Genomic DNA, 17,926 nt, shown 5'->3' with positions numbered 1-17,926 from the left:
GGTGACTCTGCCCCCTGAACTCCTGGCCACCATTGCGGATTATCACTCCCGCGGTTATGGCTGCTCCGAGCCTGAGGCAGAGCCGGAGAGCCAGGAATACTGCGCCTACAAGTTTTCCCTCAACACTCAGTCCGTGGTTTTCCGGATCGCCAAGACCACCCCGACAAAGATCGGCCAGTTCGTGACGCTTTGGCAGCGATCACCAGGGCCCGGACAACCCATCCGGCCGTTTGATGTAGGCGACGCCGTGGACCTGTTTGTTGTCAGCGTTGGGGATTCGGTGAATTCCGGACAGTTCGTCTTCCCGCAGGAAGCCCTGATCCGGCGCGGCGTGGTTTCGCAAGGCGGGCTCGGCGGCAAGCGCGCGTTTCGCATATACCCGCCCTGGACGGCGCCAACCAGCCGGCAAGCACAGGCCACCCAGCGCTGGCAGTCGGAGTTCTTTGAGTCACCGGCTACCGCAACCGGGGAACCACGGTCAGGGAATGGATTTGAGGAAGGGCAGCCCTGAGATCCCGCTCGAGTTTTGCCGTGTGGAGGCTGAACTCATGCAAGCTGGTGGCCGCGGCAGCGGGAACAGTGACTTCGGCGTTCAGGTAATGGCCCGACCAGCGCAGCCGGGCAGTTCCTGAAGGGTCATGCTGCCGCACAACCGTAGCTACCTTGTCGGTCAGCGCGGGGTCCACTCCGTCCATCAGCCGACGGCCGACGTCGCGGACGGTGCCCCACAACAGCACTGCGATGGCCGCGGAAATCAGCAGCCCGACAATGGGGTCCGCAAGGGGGAAACCGAGCATGATGCCGATCGCGCCGGCCACGACGGCGAGGGACGTAAAACCGTCCGTGCGGGCATGCACACCGTCGGCCACCAGGGCTGCGGAACCTATCCGTCGGCCAACCCGGATCCTGTAAAGCGCCACCAGCTCGTTGCCTGCAAAGCCCACCAGGCCGGCTGCCAGGACCCAGCCAAGGTTTTGAACCGGCTGGGGTTCGAAGAAGCGGCGGATGGATTCGACGGCGGCCACCACGGCGGAAAGGGCGATCATGGCAACAATGAAGAGCCCCGCGAGGTCCTCGGCACGACCGAAGCCGTAGGTATATGTCTTGGTTGGTTTGCGGCGGCCAAGCAGGAAAGCGATCCATAAGGGCACAGCGGTCAGCGCGTCGGAAAAATTGTGGACTGTATCCGCAAGGAGCGCCACCGATCCGCTCACCAGCACAATAACCAGCTGGAACAGTGAGGTTGCTCCGAGGCCCAGCAGGGAGATCTTGACGGCACGGATGCCTTGCGCGCTCGATTCCAGGGCATTGTCAATGGAGTCGGCGGCGTCGTGCGAGTGAGGGACGAACACTTCCCTCAGCCATCCCTTCAGGCCCTGGCCGTGCCTGTGGTCGTGCGCGTGTTCGTGGCCGTGCGCGTGTTCGTGGCCGTGGCCGTGTTCGTGCGCGCCCAAGGTCTGGTCCGAGCCGCTCATGCGCCGTGGTGGGGGGCTGTGCCGAGTGAATGCTGCGCCTGATGGACCGCGTCCACCACGAGTTGCCGCGCATGGCCGTTCTGCATCCGGTAGTAGACCTTTGTGCCCTCTTGGCGCGTCGTAACCATCCCCACCAGACGCATCTTCGCCAGGTGCTGGGAAACGGCTGCAGCGGGTTTACCGACTTTTTCCGCCAGGGCATTCACCGGCATTTCGCCTTCCCTGAGCGCGAGAATGAGCCGCACCCTCGTGGCGTCTGCAAGCATGGAAAACACTTCCACCGCCAACTCGACATAGGGGCTGTCGACGTCGAAAGTACAAGGCTGCTTATCTGCATTCATATGCAGATACTGTCACAGACCCTCACCACAGGCAAAGGGAACAAAATTCCACACCGCAAACATCGGATGAATCCCCGCTAAGATGTTCCCATGGCTGTGACAGACGAAGCGATCGACAAAATCAAGGAAATGCTTCTCCGGGGCGAGCTCAAAGCCGGCGACCGCCTGCCGCCCGAAAAAGAGCTCAGTGACCGTCTCGGCTTGTCGCGGAGTTCTTTGCGCGAAGCCGTCAAGGCCTTGGAGCTTATCCGGGTTCTGGATGTGCGGCGCGGCGATGGCACCTACGTAACCAGCCTGGACGCGAAGCTGCTGAACGAGGCCGTAGCCTTCGTCGTGGAACTCCATCAAGACAAATCAATCCTTGAACTCTTCGAGGTCCGACGTATCCTGGAGCCAGCCACGGCGTTCATCGCAGCAAGCAAAATCAGCAGTGCCGAACTCCAGGAGCTCGGTGCCGCAATGGACGGGATCGACGAGCACACAGACGTTGAGGAACTGGTGGCCCACGACCTCGAGTTTCACCGCATCATCAGCAGGGCAGCGGGCAACGCGTACCTGGAAAGCCTTCTGGATGCGTTGTCCGGCAGCACGGTGCGGGCGCGAATCTGGCGCGGATTGACTCAGGACCGGGCCGTTGCGCACACCCTGGCAGAGCACAAGGCCATTGCCGACGCTTTGGCGCGTGGTGACGCCGAACTGGTAAAGGCCCTTGTCACCGTCCACATCAGTGGTGTCGAGAGCTGGCTGAGGCAGGCTCTGTAACCAACTCCGCCGCTTGGAATTAAGCCTTCGCGCCATCGGCAAAAACGCATAAACACTGCCTACTCACCATAATTTGCCGACTTTTTGGCCAACATTTGTTGTAGAACTAACGTGGATTTGCTGACCAAGAGCGGTAGGCACAACCTCATGTCTCGTTTTTGTTCCCGCTTCACCACAAGCGCCCGTTCGTCTCGACTGGCTCAATGCGGCCTGTCCTGCCAAGGTTTCCAGCCACACGTGGTTGAACAGGATCCCGAACGAAAACCAATTATCAAAGGCCAAATTAGTAAGTGAACTGCCCATAATTTCTCGGCCAAGTTCCCTATAAGCAAACTGAGAATTCTCCCTGAGAGCAGATTCTTGTCGAATTATTGATCAATTCTTTGACATTAATGAATTGCTCAATAGTATTTAGCTTTGGGGGAAGCACTCACTCGCTTAAAGCGCTGTCGACTGCAACTCGGGATCTATGGGGGGTCAAGGTCTGACCCTGTTCACCTATCAGGGGGTATCGCACTTTGAGACAGCAAGGTAAGAATCCGGGCTCAATGAGCCGTTGGATGTCGCAGCGAAGCGGGGGGAAGCCGGTCACAGCCATTGTTGCTGTTGCAGCGCTCCTCGCTTTTTCTTTTGCGGGCACGGCGAGTGTCGTCCAGGCAGCAACCGTTCCGGGTAGCCCCGGCACACCACAGGCGTCAACGGTTCTCTATTCCGAGGACTTCCAGAACGCGCCTCTGACAGGCGCGACCAACATCACGGCGTACACCAGCACCACCGGCGCGGCGTACACGACGGACCCGGTATACCAGAACGCACAGAGGTGCAACGGTGTGATCTTCGGCCATCAGGCCACCGACGCCGATCTTGGCGCCTCCGGGTTCTGTTTCAGCATCCCTAGTTGGTGGACCACCGCCAGAACTGTTCCGGCGGCGATCGGCCAGTACGCAGGCATGGCTGATCCCAACACAAACCTTGCCGTGGCCGAGCAGACGCTCGGCGGCTTCAACGATTACGCCGGGGTGATGCTGGAGGGCTCGGGCATCAACGTTGGCGGCACGAACCGGTTCGTTACTTTCTCCATGGACGTCGGAAACCTGTGCAACATCGGGATCCAGGCCTTGGATCGGTTCTACCTGATGGACGGCTCAACGCCGATTGCATTGAACGCCACCGACTACAACATCTGTGCCGACCCTAACCGACAGACATTCACCGTCGATGGAAACGTCGTCAGTGTCGGGACCTTCACCGGAGACCAGGCAGCATTGGTTACCAACTCGACAGTAGGCTTCCGGGTCGCCAATCAGCAGCCAAACGGCAGCGGTAATGACCAAGCATTCGACAACTTCAAGATCCTCGATGTCACTCCGCAGCTGGATAAGTCATTCAGTCCTGCATCCGTGCCCGTTGGTGCAGTCTCCGCGCTGACCCTCACGGTCACGAACACCGATGAACTGGCCGCCAAGAACGGCTGGTCCTTTACCGATACGCTTCCGGCCGGTTTGACCGTCGCCGACGGAGCTGCCACCACCACATGCCCGGCGGGTGTCGTCACGGCTGCAGCCGGCGCCACTTCAGTGGCTGTGACCGGAAACCTTGCTGCCGGCATGACCGCTTGTACTGTCACCGTCAATGTCGCGGCTGCGGCAGCAGGCTCGTTTACCAACGGCCCGTCAAACATCACCGGCATCGGGATCAATCCTCCCGGGGAATCCACTGTCGAGTTCGTTGAGCAGCCTTGGGCCTGCGACGCTTCCGGCTACCTCTTCCAGAGCCCGGCCGGCCTTGGTGGTCCCCACCTTGTCCAGCAGGTCGACCTGGTATCGGGCGCATACTCAACAGCGTTCAATCTGCCCCGGGGCGTGAACGGCGTTGGCTACAACACCCTGGATGATTACTTCTACGGGATCGCCAGCGACAACGGCCACTTGGTCAAGATCGGCGCCAACGGATCGCTGACCGATCTCGGCGTTCCCGCCGGCACAGCGGGCGTCGCTTTCAACGTCGGGGACTTCGACGCTGCCGGCCACTACTGGGTTACCACCAGCGCCAGCCCTTCTGACTACTTTGAGATTGACCTCGCCCCGGGTTCTCCCACCTACGGGACCGTAGTCAGTTCAGGAAGCAAGGGACTGGTCGGTGGCCTGTTCCCCGGTGCTGACTGGGGATTCACCAACGGCGCCTTCTACAGCGTCGGGACAGACGCCGATGAAAACAGCATCCTGGTCAAGTTCGACCCGGCAACCGGGACCCAGACCAACGATGGTGTGCTGACCAATTCTGCCGGCGCACCGGTAAGCGGTCTTCTTGTGGGCGCCGTCTACGTCGACGCCGCCGGATACCTTTACGCATCCGACAACCCCACCGGAAACATCTCGCGAATCAACGTCACAACCGCTCAGCTGGTGCCGGTTTCCACGGGTCCTGCATCCGGCGGCAATGACGGTGCTCGCTGTGCCCTGGCGCCGATCCCCACCCTCACGGTTACCAAGACCGTCGAAGGCCGTCAGGCTCCTGCGGACCAGTTCACAGTTGGCCTGCAGAACGCCGGCGGCACTGTCCTCACCTCAGCCACGACTACGGGAACGGCCACTACGGTCAGCACCACCGACCAGCCGGTATCCCAAGGCGCAACCTACACAATCACCGACACCATGGCGGCAGGCTCGGCCGGCGCTATCAACGCGTACAACGCCGCTGTGACGTGCACGAACACAGGAACCGGTGACGCCGTCCCAACCGAGGGCACCGGCCCATGGACGTTCACGGTTCCGGATGCAGCAGCGTTTACGTGTGCAGTCACCAACGCACCCGTAGCCGTCAGCATCGGTCTGGAAAAAACAGCTGACGCAGCTGCCATGGAGAACATCGAACCTGGCCAAATCATCACCTACTCGTTCGCGTTCACCAACACCGGCGCTGTGCCGCTCACCGATATCCGTATCGATGAAACTGAATTCACCGGAACGGGCAACGCCCCCGTCGCGGTCTGCCCGGCCGGCCCTGTCGCCCCGGCAGCAACCGTAACCTGCACCGCCACCTACACGGCCACCCAGGCCGACGTCGATGCCGGTTCGATCTCCAACACCGCTACCGGTACCGGAACCCCGCCCGAAGGATTCCCGGTTCCGCCGGTTTCGCCGCCGTCGGAAATCACTGTTCCGGCACCGCCGGCACCGGCCATCACAGTAGTGAAAACCGCCGATGAAGCCGCCCAGGCCGATCTCGTCGTCGGCCAGAACATCACATACTCGTTCCTTGTCACAAACACCGGTAACGTGACCCTGCGGGACGTCACTGTCAACGAAGGCAACTTCTCCGGCGCCGGCGAACTCAGCGGTGTTGTCTGCCCGGCTGAAGCTGCGCGGCTGGCACCGGCCGCCGTCATCACCTGCACCGCCACCTACACGGTTGTCCAGGCAGACGTCGATGCCGGCTCCATCACGAACACGGCCACAGCCACAGGCGTTCCGCCGGGAACCACTCCCCCGCCGGTCTCACCGCCGTCGGGCATAACCGTACCGACCCCGAACGCGCCTGCCATGACGCTGCTCAAGACGGTCGGCGCGGAAAAGGCAACAACGGTTGGCCAGGTGCTCACGTACTCGTTCTTCCTCACCAACACGGGCAACGTAACCCTGACCAATGTCACTGCAGTGGAAGGCGAATTCACCGGAACCGGCGATCTTTCCGCCGTTAGCTGCACGGCAGAAGCCGCATCACTCGCTCCGGCGATGAGCGTCACCTGCACGGCAACGTACACGGTCACCCTTGCAGACCTCACCGGAGGCACCATCACGAACACCGCAACGGGTTCCGGCGCTACACCCGGAGGACCAGCCGTCAGCTCGGCTTCCTCCACGGCGAAGCTGTCCACTCAGGCACCCATCTCGGCAGTGAGCGTTGCAGGCAACCTGGCTAACACCGGGCTCGACGCCGGACCGCTCGCCTTGGGCGCGCTCCTGCTGGTTCTTCTTGGTGGAGGGGCCATGACGGTCAGCAAGGTCCGTCGCCGGTCAATTCAATAACCGGCCAATTCAATAAGAGGTACAGCTCTCTCTGAGACCGAGAACTGAGACCAGGAAGCGGCGCCCGGGATAACCCTGCCGGGCGCCGCTTTCGGCTGTCCCCGTCGCTCACCGGATCCGCCCAAGGCTGGTCCGGGTTGACCGTGCCGGACCGATAGCAGCCACAAACGCCAACGGCCGCCCATCCAACGATGGGGGGCCGCAGCAGATGTAAGAGGAAGAGAACCGCTACTGGTAGAGGTTCGGCTTGATCTCGTCTGAATCGATGTTCTTGGCGTCGTACCAGTAGAAGCCGGTGTCGATGATCTTCTCCAGTTTTTCGCCCTTGATGGCGGCCACGGCAGCCTTCACAGTTTCGTAGCCGATTCCTACCGGGTTCTGCGTGACGGCACCGGCCATGAGGCCTGACCGGATGGCGTCGATCTGGGCCTTGCCCGAATCGAAGCCGACGATGGTCAGCTTGCCCTTGAGGCCAAGTTCTTCAACCGCCTTGACGACGCCGATAGCCGAACCCTCATTGGTGCCGTACATGCCCTTGAGGTTGGGGTTGGCCGTGACAATCGCCTTGGCTGCGTCAGCTGAAAGGAGCTGATCGCCGCCGGCGTACTGGATGGCCACGATCTTGATGTTCGGGTGGTTCTTTTCGATGTATTCCTTGAAGCCGTCGCGGCGGTCAGTTCCGGACTTCGAGGTCTGGTCATGGCCGATGATGGCAATGTCGCCGCTTCCGCCGATGAGCTCGGCGAGGTGCTTGGCGGCCTCGGCCGCAGCAGCCTTGTTGTCCGTGGAAGCCGTGGTCACCGGAATGTCGGAATCAACGCCGGAGTCGAAAGCGATCACGGGGATGTTCTTGCTCTTGGCCTGCTCCAGCAAGGGGGTGGCGGCCTGGGAGTCCAGGGCGGCGAAGCCAACAGCTGCGGGTGACTTGCCCAGTGCCGTAGTCAGCATTTGGACCTGCTGATCCACGTCCTTTTCGGTGTTGGGACCCTCAAAGGTGATTTCGACGTCGAACTCTGCTGCTGCCTTGTCAGCGCCCTGCTTCACGGCCTGCCAGAACTGGTGCTGGAAGCCTTTGGAGACGATGGCGATGTAGGGCTTTGCTCCGTCGGCGGGAGAAGCGCCGGGGGTGCCGGCGGGGGCCTCGCAGCCTGCGATGGCTACGACGCCGAGGGCCAGGCCGGACAGGGTGAGGAAACTGCGCCGGTCAAAAGTTGACTTGTTCATGGATGAAAACTCCGTTGTTTTTCTCATTGGGAAAGGGAGAGAGGGTGGGAACGAGGGGGGATGGTGCTGGAGGGGAAGTCCGGACCGGACCGGCTGAAGACCCTACTTGGCTGCCTCCTTCCGGCGAAGCATGTCCAGGTAGACAGCCACCAGGATCACAACGCCGATGGCCACGTTCTGCCACTCCTGCGGCACCGAGATGACGCGCAGGCCGTTGGTAAGGACGGACATAATGAGGGCACCAATCACCGTGCCGACGATGGAGCCTTTGCCTCCGGCCAGGGACGTTCCACCGATGACGACGGCCGCAATTGCCTGGAGTTCATATCCCATTCCTTGGCCTGGCTGCGCAGAGTTCAACCGTGCGGCGATGATCACGCCGGCCAGCCCGGTGAAGGCCCCGGCGGCGGTGTAGATCCAGAGCTTCCAGCTGCGGACGTTGATGCCGGAGAGCGCCGTCGCCTCCTCGTTGGAGCCGATGGAGAAGGTGTAGCGGCCCAAAAGGGTCTTGCTCATGACCACACCGGCCAGTGCTGCCGCTCCGAAGAAAATGAAGACAGCGTTGGGAATGACCAGCCCGGCAATGGGTTTGCCAAGGGCAAGGTTGGCGAAACCTTCGGTACCTGTGAAATAGATGGGCTTGGTTCCGGAAACCACCAGCGCCATGCCCTGGCAAACGAGCATGGTCGCCAAGGTGGCGATGAATGGTGGGATTTTCAGGAAGGAAATGAGGAAGCCGTTTACGGCCCCGATCACTGCTCCCATCAGGATGCCACCGGCAATACCGGCCCATATCGGCAGGCCCAGATAAGTCAGCACGACGCCAACCATCACAGAACACAGGCTCATGCCGGTGCCCACGGAGAGATCGATGCCGCCGGTGACGATGACGAACGTCGCTCCGAGGGCAAGGAGCCCGATAACCACCGTGGACAGCAGGATGTCCGAGAGGTTGCCCGGCAGCAGGAACCGGGCGTTCATGACGCCGAAGAAGACCACCAGGACAATCAGCGAGCCGAAGGCCAGGAGCTGCTGCAGGGACGAGCGGAGCCGCAGGGAGAGGCCCTGGCCACGCGGCGGTGAAGACGGCGCCGTCAGCACCTCGGATTCTTTCGGTGCGGGGGTTTCTACAATGCTCATGAGGTTGGTGCTCCTGTGGTGATGGAGACGCGCCGGGTGGCAAGTTCCATAATGTTTTCCTGGGTGGCTTCGGCATTGGTGAGGAAGCCGGTAATTCGCCCTTCGCACATGACGGCGATCCGGTGGGACAGGCGGAGGACTTCGGGCAGTTCCGAGGAGATCATGATGATCGCCTTGCCGGCGGCTGCGAGTTCATTGAGGAGCTTATAGATCTCGTCTTTGGCTCCGACGTCGATCCCGCGGGTGGGCTCGTCAAAGATGAGGATGTCGCAGTCCTTGACCAGCCATTTTGCGATGACTACCTTCTGCTGGTTGCCGCCCGAGAGATTCCGGGCAAGCTGCCTGATGGACGGCGTCTTGATCCGGAGTTTGCGGGCGTATTCGTCGGCGGTGCGGCGCAAAGCAGCATCCTTGATAAAGCCGCCTGCCGAGTTCTCCACGAGCGAGGAAAGCATGATGTTTTCCTTCACGTCGCGCTCCAGCATGAGCCCAAGATGCTTTCGGTCCTCCGAGAGATAGCCGATGCCCAGCTTCGCCGCTACGGCCGGGTTGGGAATCTGGGCGTCGGTCCCGTTCACTTTAAGGTGTTCGAAGCTGGCCTTGTCCGCGCCCACCAGGGCCCTGGCAACTTCGGTGCGTCCGGCGCCCATGAGTCCGGCAAACCCCAGGATCTCGCCCCTGCGCAGCGCGAAGCTGACACTCTTCAGCAGGGAAGGGGTAGTGAGCCCTTCAACGGAAAGTACGACGTCGTCGGCGCAGTCTGCAGCGTCGGCCGGCGGGCGCTGGTTACCGGAAATCGAACGTCCCACCATCAGCGAGATGACCTCCTGCATGCTGGTTTGTTCGGTGTCCACAGTGTCCACGTACTCGCCGTCACGGATAACGGTAACGCGCTGGGAAATCTGCTTGAGCTCATCCATTCGGTGCGAAATGTAGATGACTCCCGTCTCTGGCGAGACAAAGCCGCGGATCAGTTCGTGCAGGGTGGCCACCTCGGCATCGTTCAGGGCAGCAGTGGGCTCGTCCATGATGATCACCTTGGAGTCATGGCTCAGGGCCTTGGCGATCTCCACCATCTGCTGTTTGGCCACCGTCAGGTCACCGCAGCGCTCCCTTGGATCCAGCTTGAGGCTCATCCGGTCGAACAGGTCCTGGGTCTTCCGGTTCAGTGCCCGCTCACTGAGCATCCCAAAGCGGCGGGGTTCCCGGCCAATGTAGATATTCTGGGCGACGGTCAGGTCGGCCATGAGGTTGAACTCCTGATGGATGATGCTGATGCCCAGCTCCTGGGCATGCTTGGGTCCGGCTGGTGTAAAGGCCACACCGTTGAGTTCAAACGTTCCCTCGTCCGGGACGTAGATGCCGGAAAGCAGCTTCATCAAAGTGGATTTGCCTGCACCGTTTTCGCCCACCAGAGCCAGCACTTCACCGCGTCGAAGGTCCAAATGCATGTTGTGCAGTGCCCTGACGCCTGGGAAGCTCTTCTCCACGCCGTGCACCGACAACAGTGGTGTCTGATCCGCCGTCATGCTTTCACCTCGTCCTGCTTGGTTAGTGTCGATTCCGTTTCCGGGGCCGTTCCGTCCTCAGGCAGAGCTGACAGCGCGGAGGTTTCCAGTCCATAGGTCCGGACCGCTGTGCCCTCGAGGAAAGCGTGCCGCTCTGCGGGGCTCAAGTCGGCCGCCAGTTCGAGCAGTACCTCCACGGTGCGGCGGTAGGGTGCTCCGAGAGTGCTTACCGGCCAATCCATGCCGATCATCAGCCTTTCGGGTCCAAAGGCTTCAAGCGCCTCTTCCCAGAGGGGACGCAATGCCTTGGCCGTGTATTCCAGTCCTGGCAAGTGCAGACCGGAGACCTTGGCCACCGTGTTGGGCAGTTCAGCCAGAGCCCGGAATTCGCGGCGCCAGCGCTCCAACTCGCCGCATGACCCGTTGCCGCCGGAGGTGACGGTGCCCGAGAGCGGGGGTTTGCCCAGATGATCCAGCACCACGGTGAGTTCCGGAAGGTCCTTTGCAAGGTCTACCGCACGCTGGAGATGCCTCGGATAGGCGTCCGGGACATCCAGTGTCAGTCCCTTGGCGGACAGCAGCTTCAGTGATTCCCGAACCTCAGGTAACGCCAGGAAGTTATCCCGGGGGTCGTTGTGGACCAGGTGGCGGACACCGCGGAACTTTGGGTTCTGGCCCAGGCGTTCCAGCGCTGCCTCGGCCTGGTCAGGCTCTTCCAAAGGGATCCAGCCCACGACGGCGAGCACCCAGTCGTTGCGGTCAGCTGCGGCCAGCATAAATTCCGTATCAGAGAGGGCGTCGTCGGCCTGCACCAGCACCGCTCCGCTGACGCCGGCGTCTACGAGCGTTTCATGTGCCTCTGCTTCGCCGTAGCTGCGGAAGAGAGAACCATGCTGAGGACCGAGCCACGAGTAGGGTCGCCGCGGCGCCCCCGGTTCCGTTGGCTGGTCGGCGGCAGGCGGCAGTTCCCAGAGATGAAGATGCGAATCGATCATGACGGGATCAATCCTCGGCGTGAAAACTCGCTCCAGAGTTCCTCGGGAACCTCTTCAGCCATCCGCGTGGCATTGTCGAGGATCTGCCCAGGCGACGTGGCCCCGACTGTCACGTTGACCACCGCCGGGTGCCGCAAACCAAACTGCAGCGCCGCCGTCGGGAGCTCTACGCCGTAGCTGGCGCAGATCGCTGCCAATTGGCGGGCGCGTTCCAGCAGCTCGTGCGGTGCCTGCCCATAGTTGTAATGGGCGTCGTCGGGAACGTCCTGCCGGGCCAGCAGCCCGGAATTGTACGCTCCGACGTTGACCACGCCTGTGCCCTTTCCGATGCAGCGCTCCATCAGCGGCACCTGTGGCTGCTCCAGCAGCGTATACCTGCCGGCCAGCATCACAAGGTCCAGGTCGGCCGCCTCCACGCATTCGAGGGCAGCTTCGGCTGAGTTGAGTCCGACGCCGATGGCGCGGACCAGTCCCTCAGAGCGCAGCTTTTCGAGAGCGGGAAGTCCCTCATTGATGCCTCCCGCGAGGTCATGCATGTCAGCATCGTGCAGGTAGGCGATGTCCACCGCGTCCAGGCCCAGGCGTTCCAGCGATTCCTCGATGCTTTGCCGGATTCCGCGCTCTGTGAAATCCCAGACGCGGCGGCTGGCGGCTGGCACGTCGAATCCTTCCGGATCGCGTTCGTTGTCCGTGGGGGTCTCAGCCGCGGTAACTCCCTGCTTGGGTGCAAGGAGGCGTCCGACCTTCGTGGAGATGACAAATTCCTGCCTGGGCTTGCCTCGGAGGAAGGCACCGAGGCGGTGTTCAGACAAGCCCAGGCCGTAGTGCGGGGCTGTATCGAAATACCTGATGCCTGCATCCCATGCCGCCTCCAGGGTTGCCGCGGCAGTGCTGTCGGTCATGGCACGGTAGAGATTGCCGAGCCCGGCAGTGCCGTAGCCGAGCTTGCCGAGCTGCAGGCTGCCCGGTCCCCGGCTGCCGGCGTCGGTAGATGTGTGTGCGCTCATGGCAGCTCCCAGACCAGCGGAACACCTGAATCGTTGCCGCTGTAATCGTCTTCGATTTCCAGTAATTCAGCCATACGGGCCTGCCAAGCAAGGTTCGCTGGGTGCTGGGCAAGGTCACGGCGCATGGCCTTGTAATCCTCCACTTCCACCACATGAATCAGCTCCAGGCCACTGCGCCAGATGCGCCAATTGGCAACGCCGGCGGCCTTCAAGGCAGTGACCAGCTCGGCCGGGATGGCAGCGTGCGCGTCGGCATAGGCCTGTGCTGCTCCCGGCTTCAGCCGGGTGTGCAGGACGATGGTCTCAGGCATCAGCCGCGGCTTCTTTGAGGGCCAGTTCCCGCTCGGCAGGCTGCTGACCGTCCGCGGCATCGCTGCTCCAGGTGGCGCCGTCGGGGAAGCTGAAGACGGACAGCGTCTGCCGGTGCATTTCGGCGCCGGCGCCGGGTGCTGAGGGCGGCCAGTAGCAGCCTCCGCGGACATCCACGGGGGTGACGAAATGCTCGTGGAGGTGGTCCACAAATTCAATCATACGGTCGTCCTTTTCTCCGGAGACAGCGATGAAATCGAACATGGAAATATGCTGAACGGCCTCGCAAAGGCCAACCCCGCCGGCATGCGGACACACCCGGATGCCGAACTTCGCGGCAAGCAGCAGGATGGCGATGTTCTCGTTCACTCCAGCCACCCGTGCAGCGTCCAGCTGGAGCACTCCGATGGCGTCTGCCTGCAGAAGTTGCTTGAACATGACCCGATTCTGCACGTGTTCGCCCGTGGCAACGGGGATTGGCGCCACGCCACGGGCAATGGCGGCATGTCCCAGAATGTCGTCCGGGCTGGTGGGTTCTTCAATCCATGCGATGTCGTAGGGCGCCAGATGTGCCATCCAGTCAATGGCTTCCTGGACATCCCACCGCTGGTTCGCATCGACGGCAATTTTTATATCAGCACCCACAGCCTCGCGGGCTACACGCACACGTCGGATGTCATCCTCCAGCGAGGCGCCCACTTTGAGTTTGATCTGGGTGAAGCCGTCCGCAACAGCTTCCTTGGCCAGGCGAGCAAGCTTCCGGTCGCTGTACCCCAGCCATCCAGGGGTTGTGGTGTAGCCGGCATAGCCCTCAGCGAGGAGCCTGGCGTGCCGTTCAGCCCTGCCCGGCTCGGCGCGGCGCAGTATCTCCAGCGCTTCCTCGGGGGTCAGCGCATCACTGAGGTACCGGAAGTCAACCAGGGCCACGATCTCCTCGGGACTCAAGGAGGCCAGCAACTCCCACAGCGGAAGCCCCGCACGCTTGGCCTTCAGGTCCCACAGGGCATTCACCACGGCGCCGATCGCCATGTGCATCACACCTTTTTCCGGGCCCAGCCACCGCAGCTGGGAGTCATGGACCAGGAGGTTCCACGTGCCGCCCATGTCGGCCAACAAGTCTTCGACGTTCTGGCCCATAATGTGGGGTCGCAACGCGTCAATGGCTGCAGCCTCAACTTCGTTTCCACGCCCGATGGTGAATACGAAGCCATGTCCCTCCAGCTCATCGCCTGCATCCGTGCTGATGATCAGGTAGGCCGCTGAGTAATCGGGATCCGGGTTCATGGCGTCGGAGCCGTCCAGTTCCTGGGACGTGGGGAAGCGGATATCAAAGGTTTCTACCGCAGTAATGACGCTCATAGTGCTCCTGACTGTGCAGCCGCCGGAAGTGGCGCTTCGTGGCCGACCGGGCACATCATGAAGCTGCCGGGTCGGGGAATCTGGGATTAACCTAAACATCCGATGTTTCACTTGTCAATGGGTAACTAATGCGTACTATTAGGGAAAGCCCGCAGCAAAAGCTCGGATGTTAGCGGCATACCGTGCGCCAAAGTCAGAGGAGATCATGAATATCAAGCTGGCCCGTTTGGGCGAACGCGGCAATGAAGAGCCGGCGGTGGTCATCAGTGACGCCAACGGGGACGACAAGTACTTCAGCCTGGCACCACTGACGCGGGACATCGACGGCGTCTTCCTGGCAAATGAGGGCATCTCCCGCACCCGGCAGGCCCTCGCAGCAGGGACATTGCCGGAGCTTTCGGCCTCCGGCCTCCGGGTCGGAGCGCCCGTAGCCCGGCCCGGCGCCATCGTCTGTATAGGGATGAACTACGCTGCCCACGCCGCCGAGTCGGGTGCAGCGCCGCCGGAGATTCCAGTGGTGTTCCTCAAGCCGTCAAACACCATCAGCGGACCATTCGACGCCGCCCCCATCCCGCCGTCGTCGGAAAAGTACGACTGGGAAGTGGAACTCGGCGTGGTCATCGCACGGGAGGTCAGTTATCTTGCTGACCCCGCCGATGCCATGGATTATGTCGCTGGCTATGTGGTGGCCAACGATCTCTCCGAGCGCGATTACCAACTGCCCGGCGCGGCGGGCCAATGGACCAAGGGCAAATCCCTGCCGGCATCCACACCGCTGGGCCCCTGGCTTGTTCCCGCAGATGAGATTGATCCCGGCCGGCTGAGGCTGCGGTCCCTGGTCAATGGTGAAGTGCGCCAGGACTCCTCAACAGCGGATCTGATCTTTGACGTGGCTACCCTGGTGCACCACGTCAGCCAGTACATGCTGCTGGAGCCGGGCGACGTGATCCTCACCGGCACCCCTGAGGGAGTGGCGTTGTCAGGCCGCTTCCCGTACATCCAGCCGGGGGACGTAGTAGAGCTCGATATAGAAGGACTCGGCCGCCAGCGCCAGGAGTTTTACCGGCACGGAACAGCCCAGTGACTACGTTAGGAAACAGTCCAGTGAACAGCGAATTTGAAGGCCTGGTGGCCCTCGTCACCGGAGGAGCGTCGGGGATCGGGGCGGCAGTCGCGGACAGGCTCGCGGCAGGCGGCGCCCAAGTAGCTGTCCTGGATCTGGATCCCGACGGCACGCCGCACTTCGGAATTGAATGCAATGTTGCGGACGACGCCTCGGTGCGGACCGCCGTCGAAAGGGTCACTGCCCGCTTCGGCCGGCTGGACATCGTGGTGAATAACGCGGGCATCGGAGCCATGGGTGATGTTGCCGCGAACGACGACGGCGAGTGGGCCCGCGTGCTGGACGTCAACGTTGTGGGGGTCGCCAGGGTGACCCGCGCGGCCCTCCCCCACCTGCGCCAATCACCTGCAGCAGCCATCGTTAACACCTGCTCCATCGCGGCCACCGCAGGACTGCCCCAGCGGGCCCTCTATTCAGCGTCGAAGGGCGCGGTCTTGTCCTTGACACTGGCCATGGCCGCCGACCACATCCGTGAAGGCATCCGCGTGAACTGCGTCAACCCTGGAACAGTGGACACTCCCTGGGTCTCCCGGCTGCTAAGCCAGGCGGCCGATCCTGAGGCCGAGCGGGCTGCCCTCAACGCACGCCAGCCGCATGGCAGGCTCGTGGCTGCCGAGGAAGTGGCTGAGGCTGTGGCTTACCTGGCGAGCCCGCGGTCAGGGTCAACGTCCGGCACGGCCCTGGCGGTCGACGGCGGTATGCAGGGACTGCGGCTCAGGCCCGTCAGCTGATCTTGCGACGGTAGATGGTGGCCGCGAAGGTGTAGGCGACCACCAGAATCCCGACCAGCCAGACAAGGGCGATCCAGATGTCACTGCCGACGGGCTCCCCTGCATACAGGGCCCGGATGGTGTTCACGATGGAAGTCACGGGCTGGTTCTCGGCGAACCATGCCACCGGGCCAGGCATCGAGTCGGTGGGCGCGAACGCCGAGCTGATAAACGGCAGGAAGATCAGCGGGTAGCTGAACGCGCTGGCACCGTCGACAGTTTTCGCCGATAGCCCGGCGATCACGGCGATCCAGGTCAGGGCGAGGGTGAACAGGATCAGGATGCCGGCGACTGCGAGCCAGGCGGTTACGGATGCTCCCGTGCGGAACCCCATGATCAGTGCGACGGCGATGACGACCGCCACGGAGACCAGGTTCGCAGCCAGCGACGTGAGTACGTGCGCCCAGAGCACGCTCGACCTCGCGATCGGCATGGACTGGAAGCGTTCGAAGATGCCGCCCTGCAGGTCGAGGAACAGCCGGTACGCGGTGTACGCGACGCCGGACGCGATGGTGATGAGGAGAATGCCCGGGAGCATGTAGTTAAGGTACGACTCGTCGGATCCGGTGTTGATCGCACCGCCGAACACGTACACGAACAGCAGCATCAGGGCGATCGGGGTGACCGCAGTGGTGATGATCGTGTCGGGGCTGCGGAGGATATGGCGCAGCGAGCGACCGGTCAGGATGCCGGTGTCGCCCAGGACGTGGGTGCTCATCGTGGTTCCTTTCGTGCCGGGACCGTGTCACCGACGAGGGCAAGGAAGACATCCTCAAGGGAGGGCTGCTTTTCGATGTATTCGACCTTGGCGGGCGGGAGGAGTTGCTTGAGTTCGCTCAAGGTCCCGTTCTGGATGATTCTGCCTTTGTGCAGGATGGCAATGCGGTCGGCGAGTTGTTCGGCCTCGTCGAGGTACTGCGTAGTGAGCAGCACCGTTGTGCCTTGACCGGCAAGCTGCTTCACTGTCTGCCACACCTCGATGCGCGCCTGGGGGTCAAGTCCGGTGGTCGGTTCGTCCAGGAAGATGATGGGCGGGTTCCCGATCAGGCTCATCGCGATGTCGAGCCGGCGCCGCATGCCGCCCGAGTACGTTGAGGCCTTGCGGTTCCCTGCTTCTGTGAGCGAGAAGCGTGCGAGCAAACCATCGGCGATTGCGCCGGGGTCATTCAAGTGACGCAGCTTCGCGACCAGTACGAGGTTTTCCCGGCCTGTGAGCACCTCATCCACTGCGGCGAACTGGCCGGTGAGGCTGATCGACTCGCGCACATCACCTGGTGATGTGGCGACGTCGTGGCCATTGACAGTGGCAGTGCCGGCGTCGGCCTTCAGCAGCGTCGACAGGATCCGCACGAGCGTAGTCTTGCCCGCACCGTTCGAACCGAGCAACGCGAAGATGCTGCCCGCGCTTACCTCGAAGTCGACGCCCCGCAGTACGTGCAGGTCCTTGAATGACTTCTCGATGCCCTGGACCCTGATCGCTGGTTCGAGGGCCTGGCTGGTGGTCATGCTGTGGTCTCCTTCCCGTTCTGACTGGTAGCGGCGTCGATCGCCTTCATCAAGCGGGCGCGCTCCTTGTCGATCCAGCGCGTTCCGCCATAGGCCTGGGTGAAGGTCTCGGCGAACTCCACCGGATCCTCACCTACGATGCTGCGCACCGGCGTCCCGTCGACGGCGGCCCGCTCCCAGAGGTCGGCGAAGTCGCCGAACATCGTGATGAGGGTGTCGCCGTCAGTGACTCCGCCGTAGTACATGAAGTACCGTTCGAAGGCCTTCGCGGCGCCGCGGTACGGCTCGGGGAGTGCCTCGATGCGGGCCTTGTACTGCCGGTACTGTTTCTTCTGCTCGAGCGAACCGGTGAGGGCTTCTATCCACTTTGCGGCCATGA

General features: G+C 62.3%; 17 protein-coding genes. 5 read left to right on the top strand and 12 right to left on the bottom strand.

The window, feature by feature from the left end:
- Nucleotide 1: 1 nt before the first annotated feature.
- Entirely contained in the window at nt 2–511 is a 510-nt protein-coding gene (locus MU551_RS18870) for a MepB family protein (RefSeq protein ID WP_247047843.1), read from the top strand.
- On the opposite strand, the gene MU551_RS18865 is transcribed toward MU551_RS18870, so the two are convergent.
- Complete coding sequence (locus MU551_RS18865; protein WP_247047840.1) at nt 456–1,475, bottom strand: cation diffusion facilitator family transporter; 1,020 nt, start codon at nt 1,473–1,475, stop codon at nt 456–458. The two genes, MU551_RS18870 and MU551_RS18865, sit on opposite strands and share 56 nt — an antisense overlap.
- On the bottom strand, nt 1,472–1,816 hold the full coding sequence (locus MU551_RS18860) for an ArsR/SmtB family transcription factor (RefSeq protein WP_247047832.1): 345 nt from the start codon (nt 1,814–1,816) through the stop codon (nt 1,472–1,474). The genes MU551_RS18865 and MU551_RS18860 overlap by 4 nt, the downstream gene beginning before the upstream one ends.
- 90 nt (nt 1,817–1,906) lie before the next feature.
- Here MU551_RS18860 and MU551_RS18855 point away from each other — a divergent pair, with 90 nt between their 5' ends.
- Both MU551_RS18855 and MU551_RS18850 read left to right on the top strand, forming a co-directional pair.
- Nucleotides 1,907–2,578, top strand: a complete 672-nt coding sequence (locus MU551_RS18855; RefSeq protein ID WP_247047822.1) for a FadR/GntR family transcriptional regulator — start codon at nt 1,907–1,909, stop codon at nt 2,576–2,578.
- A 548-nt stretch (nt 2,579–3,126) separates the two neighbouring features.
- Complete coding sequence (locus MU551_RS18850; protein WP_247047820.1) at nt 3,127–6,606, top strand: CLIPPER-2 domain-containing protein; 3,480 nt, start codon at nt 3,127–3,129, stop codon at nt 6,604–6,606.
- 228 nt (nt 6,607–6,834) lie between these two features.
- Here MU551_RS18850 and MU551_RS18845 read toward each other — a convergent pair whose 3' ends face one another.
- The 7 genes from MU551_RS18845 to MU551_RS18815 all read right to left on the bottom strand — a co-directional run bounded on the left by MU551_RS18845 (nt 6,835) and on the right by MU551_RS18815 (nt 14,148).
- Nucleotides 6,835–7,830 carry an ABC transporter substrate-binding protein gene (locus tag MU551_RS18845; RefSeq protein WP_247047812.1) on the bottom strand — a complete coding sequence of 332 codons (996 nt, stop codon included), beginning with the start codon at nt 7,828–7,830 and terminating at the stop codon, nt 6,835–6,837.
- 102 nt (nt 7,831–7,932) lie between these two features.
- A complete protein-coding gene (locus MU551_RS18840; protein WP_247047792.1) occupies nt 7,933–8,970 on the bottom strand; it encodes an ABC transporter permease in 1,038 nt (345 codons plus the stop codon).
- Nucleotides 8,967–10,499 carry a sugar ABC transporter ATP-binding protein gene (locus tag MU551_RS18835; protein WP_247047790.1) on the bottom strand — a complete coding sequence of 511 codons (1,533 nt, stop codon included), beginning with the start codon at nt 10,497–10,499 and terminating at the stop codon, nt 8,967–8,969. The genes MU551_RS18840 and MU551_RS18835 overlap by 4 nt, the downstream gene beginning before the upstream one ends.
- On the bottom strand, nt 10,496–11,473 hold the full coding sequence (locus MU551_RS18830) for an amidohydrolase family protein (protein ID WP_247047788.1): 978 nt from the start codon (nt 11,471–11,473) through the stop codon (nt 10,496–10,498). The genes MU551_RS18835 and MU551_RS18830 overlap by 4 nt, the downstream gene beginning before the upstream one ends.
- Nucleotides 11,470–12,480 (bottom strand): aldo/keto reductase, encoded by a 1,011-nt coding sequence (locus tag MU551_RS18825; RefSeq protein WP_247047772.1) that lies wholly within the window; start codon nt 12,478–12,480, stop codon nt 11,470–11,472. Before MU551_RS18825 ends, MU551_RS18830 begins: the two co-directional genes overlap by 4 nt.
- Nucleotides 12,477–12,791, bottom strand: coding sequence for an L-rhamnose mutarotase (locus MU551_RS18820; RefSeq protein WP_247047764.1), 315 nt, complete (start codon nt 12,789–12,791; stop codon nt 12,477–12,479). The genes MU551_RS18825 and MU551_RS18820 overlap by 4 nt, the downstream gene beginning before the upstream one ends.
- Nucleotides 12,784–14,148 carry an L-fuconate dehydratase gene (locus MU551_RS18815; RefSeq protein WP_247047762.1) on the bottom strand — a complete coding sequence of 455 codons (1,365 nt, stop codon included), beginning with the start codon at nt 14,146–14,148 and terminating at the stop codon, nt 12,784–12,786. Before MU551_RS18815 ends, MU551_RS18820 begins: the two co-directional genes overlap by 8 nt.
- A gap of 205 nt (nt 14,149–14,353) precedes the next feature.
- On the opposite strand from MU551_RS18815, the gene MU551_RS18810 reads away from it, so the two are divergent.
- Both MU551_RS18810 and MU551_RS18805 read left to right on the top strand, forming a co-directional pair.
- The gene (locus MU551_RS18810) at nt 14,354–15,232 is read left to right on the top strand and encodes a fumarylacetoacetate hydrolase family protein (protein ID WP_247047752.1); all 879 of its coding nucleotides are present in this window, start codon (nt 14,354–14,356) and stop codon (nt 15,230–15,232) included.
- 20 nt (nt 15,233–15,252) lie between these two features.
- Nucleotides 15,253–16,002: an SDR family NAD(P)-dependent oxidoreductase gene (locus tag MU551_RS18805; protein ID WP_247047749.1), complete on the top strand. Its 750-nt coding sequence runs from the start codon at nt 15,253–15,255 to the stop codon at nt 16,000–16,002.
- Here the strand turns inward: MU551_RS18805 and MU551_RS18800 are convergent.
- The 3 genes from MU551_RS18800 to MU551_RS18790 are packed head-to-tail and all read right to left on the bottom strand — an operon-like array spanning nt 15,995 to nt 17,924.
- The gene (locus MU551_RS18800; RefSeq protein ID WP_247047747.1) at nt 15,995–16,759 is read right to left on the bottom strand and encodes an ABC transporter permease; all 765 of its coding nucleotides are present in this window, start codon (nt 16,757–16,759) and stop codon (nt 15,995–15,997) included. The two genes, MU551_RS18805 and MU551_RS18800, sit on opposite strands and share 8 nt — an antisense overlap.
- Nucleotides 16,756–17,547 carry an ABC transporter ATP-binding protein gene (locus MU551_RS18795; protein ID WP_247047737.1) on the bottom strand — a complete coding sequence of 264 codons (792 nt, stop codon included), beginning with the start codon at nt 17,545–17,547 and terminating at the stop codon, nt 16,756–16,758. The genes MU551_RS18800 and MU551_RS18795 overlap by 4 nt, the downstream gene beginning before the upstream one ends.
- Nucleotides 17,544–17,924, bottom strand: coding sequence for a DUF1048 domain-containing protein (locus MU551_RS18790; RefSeq protein ID WP_247047734.1), 381 nt, complete (start codon nt 17,922–17,924; stop codon nt 17,544–17,546). The genes MU551_RS18795 and MU551_RS18790 overlap by 4 nt, the downstream gene beginning before the upstream one ends.
- Between the last annotated feature and the right edge of the window lie 2 nt (nt 17,925–17,926).

The organism is Arthrobacter rhizosphaerae (genome assembly GCF_023062595.1).
GTDB classification, from domain to species: Bacteria; Actinomycetota; Actinomycetes; order Actinomycetales; family Micrococcaceae; genus Arthrobacter; species Arthrobacter rhizosphaerae.
This window is presented reverse-complemented; position numbering and strand designations above follow the sequence as displayed.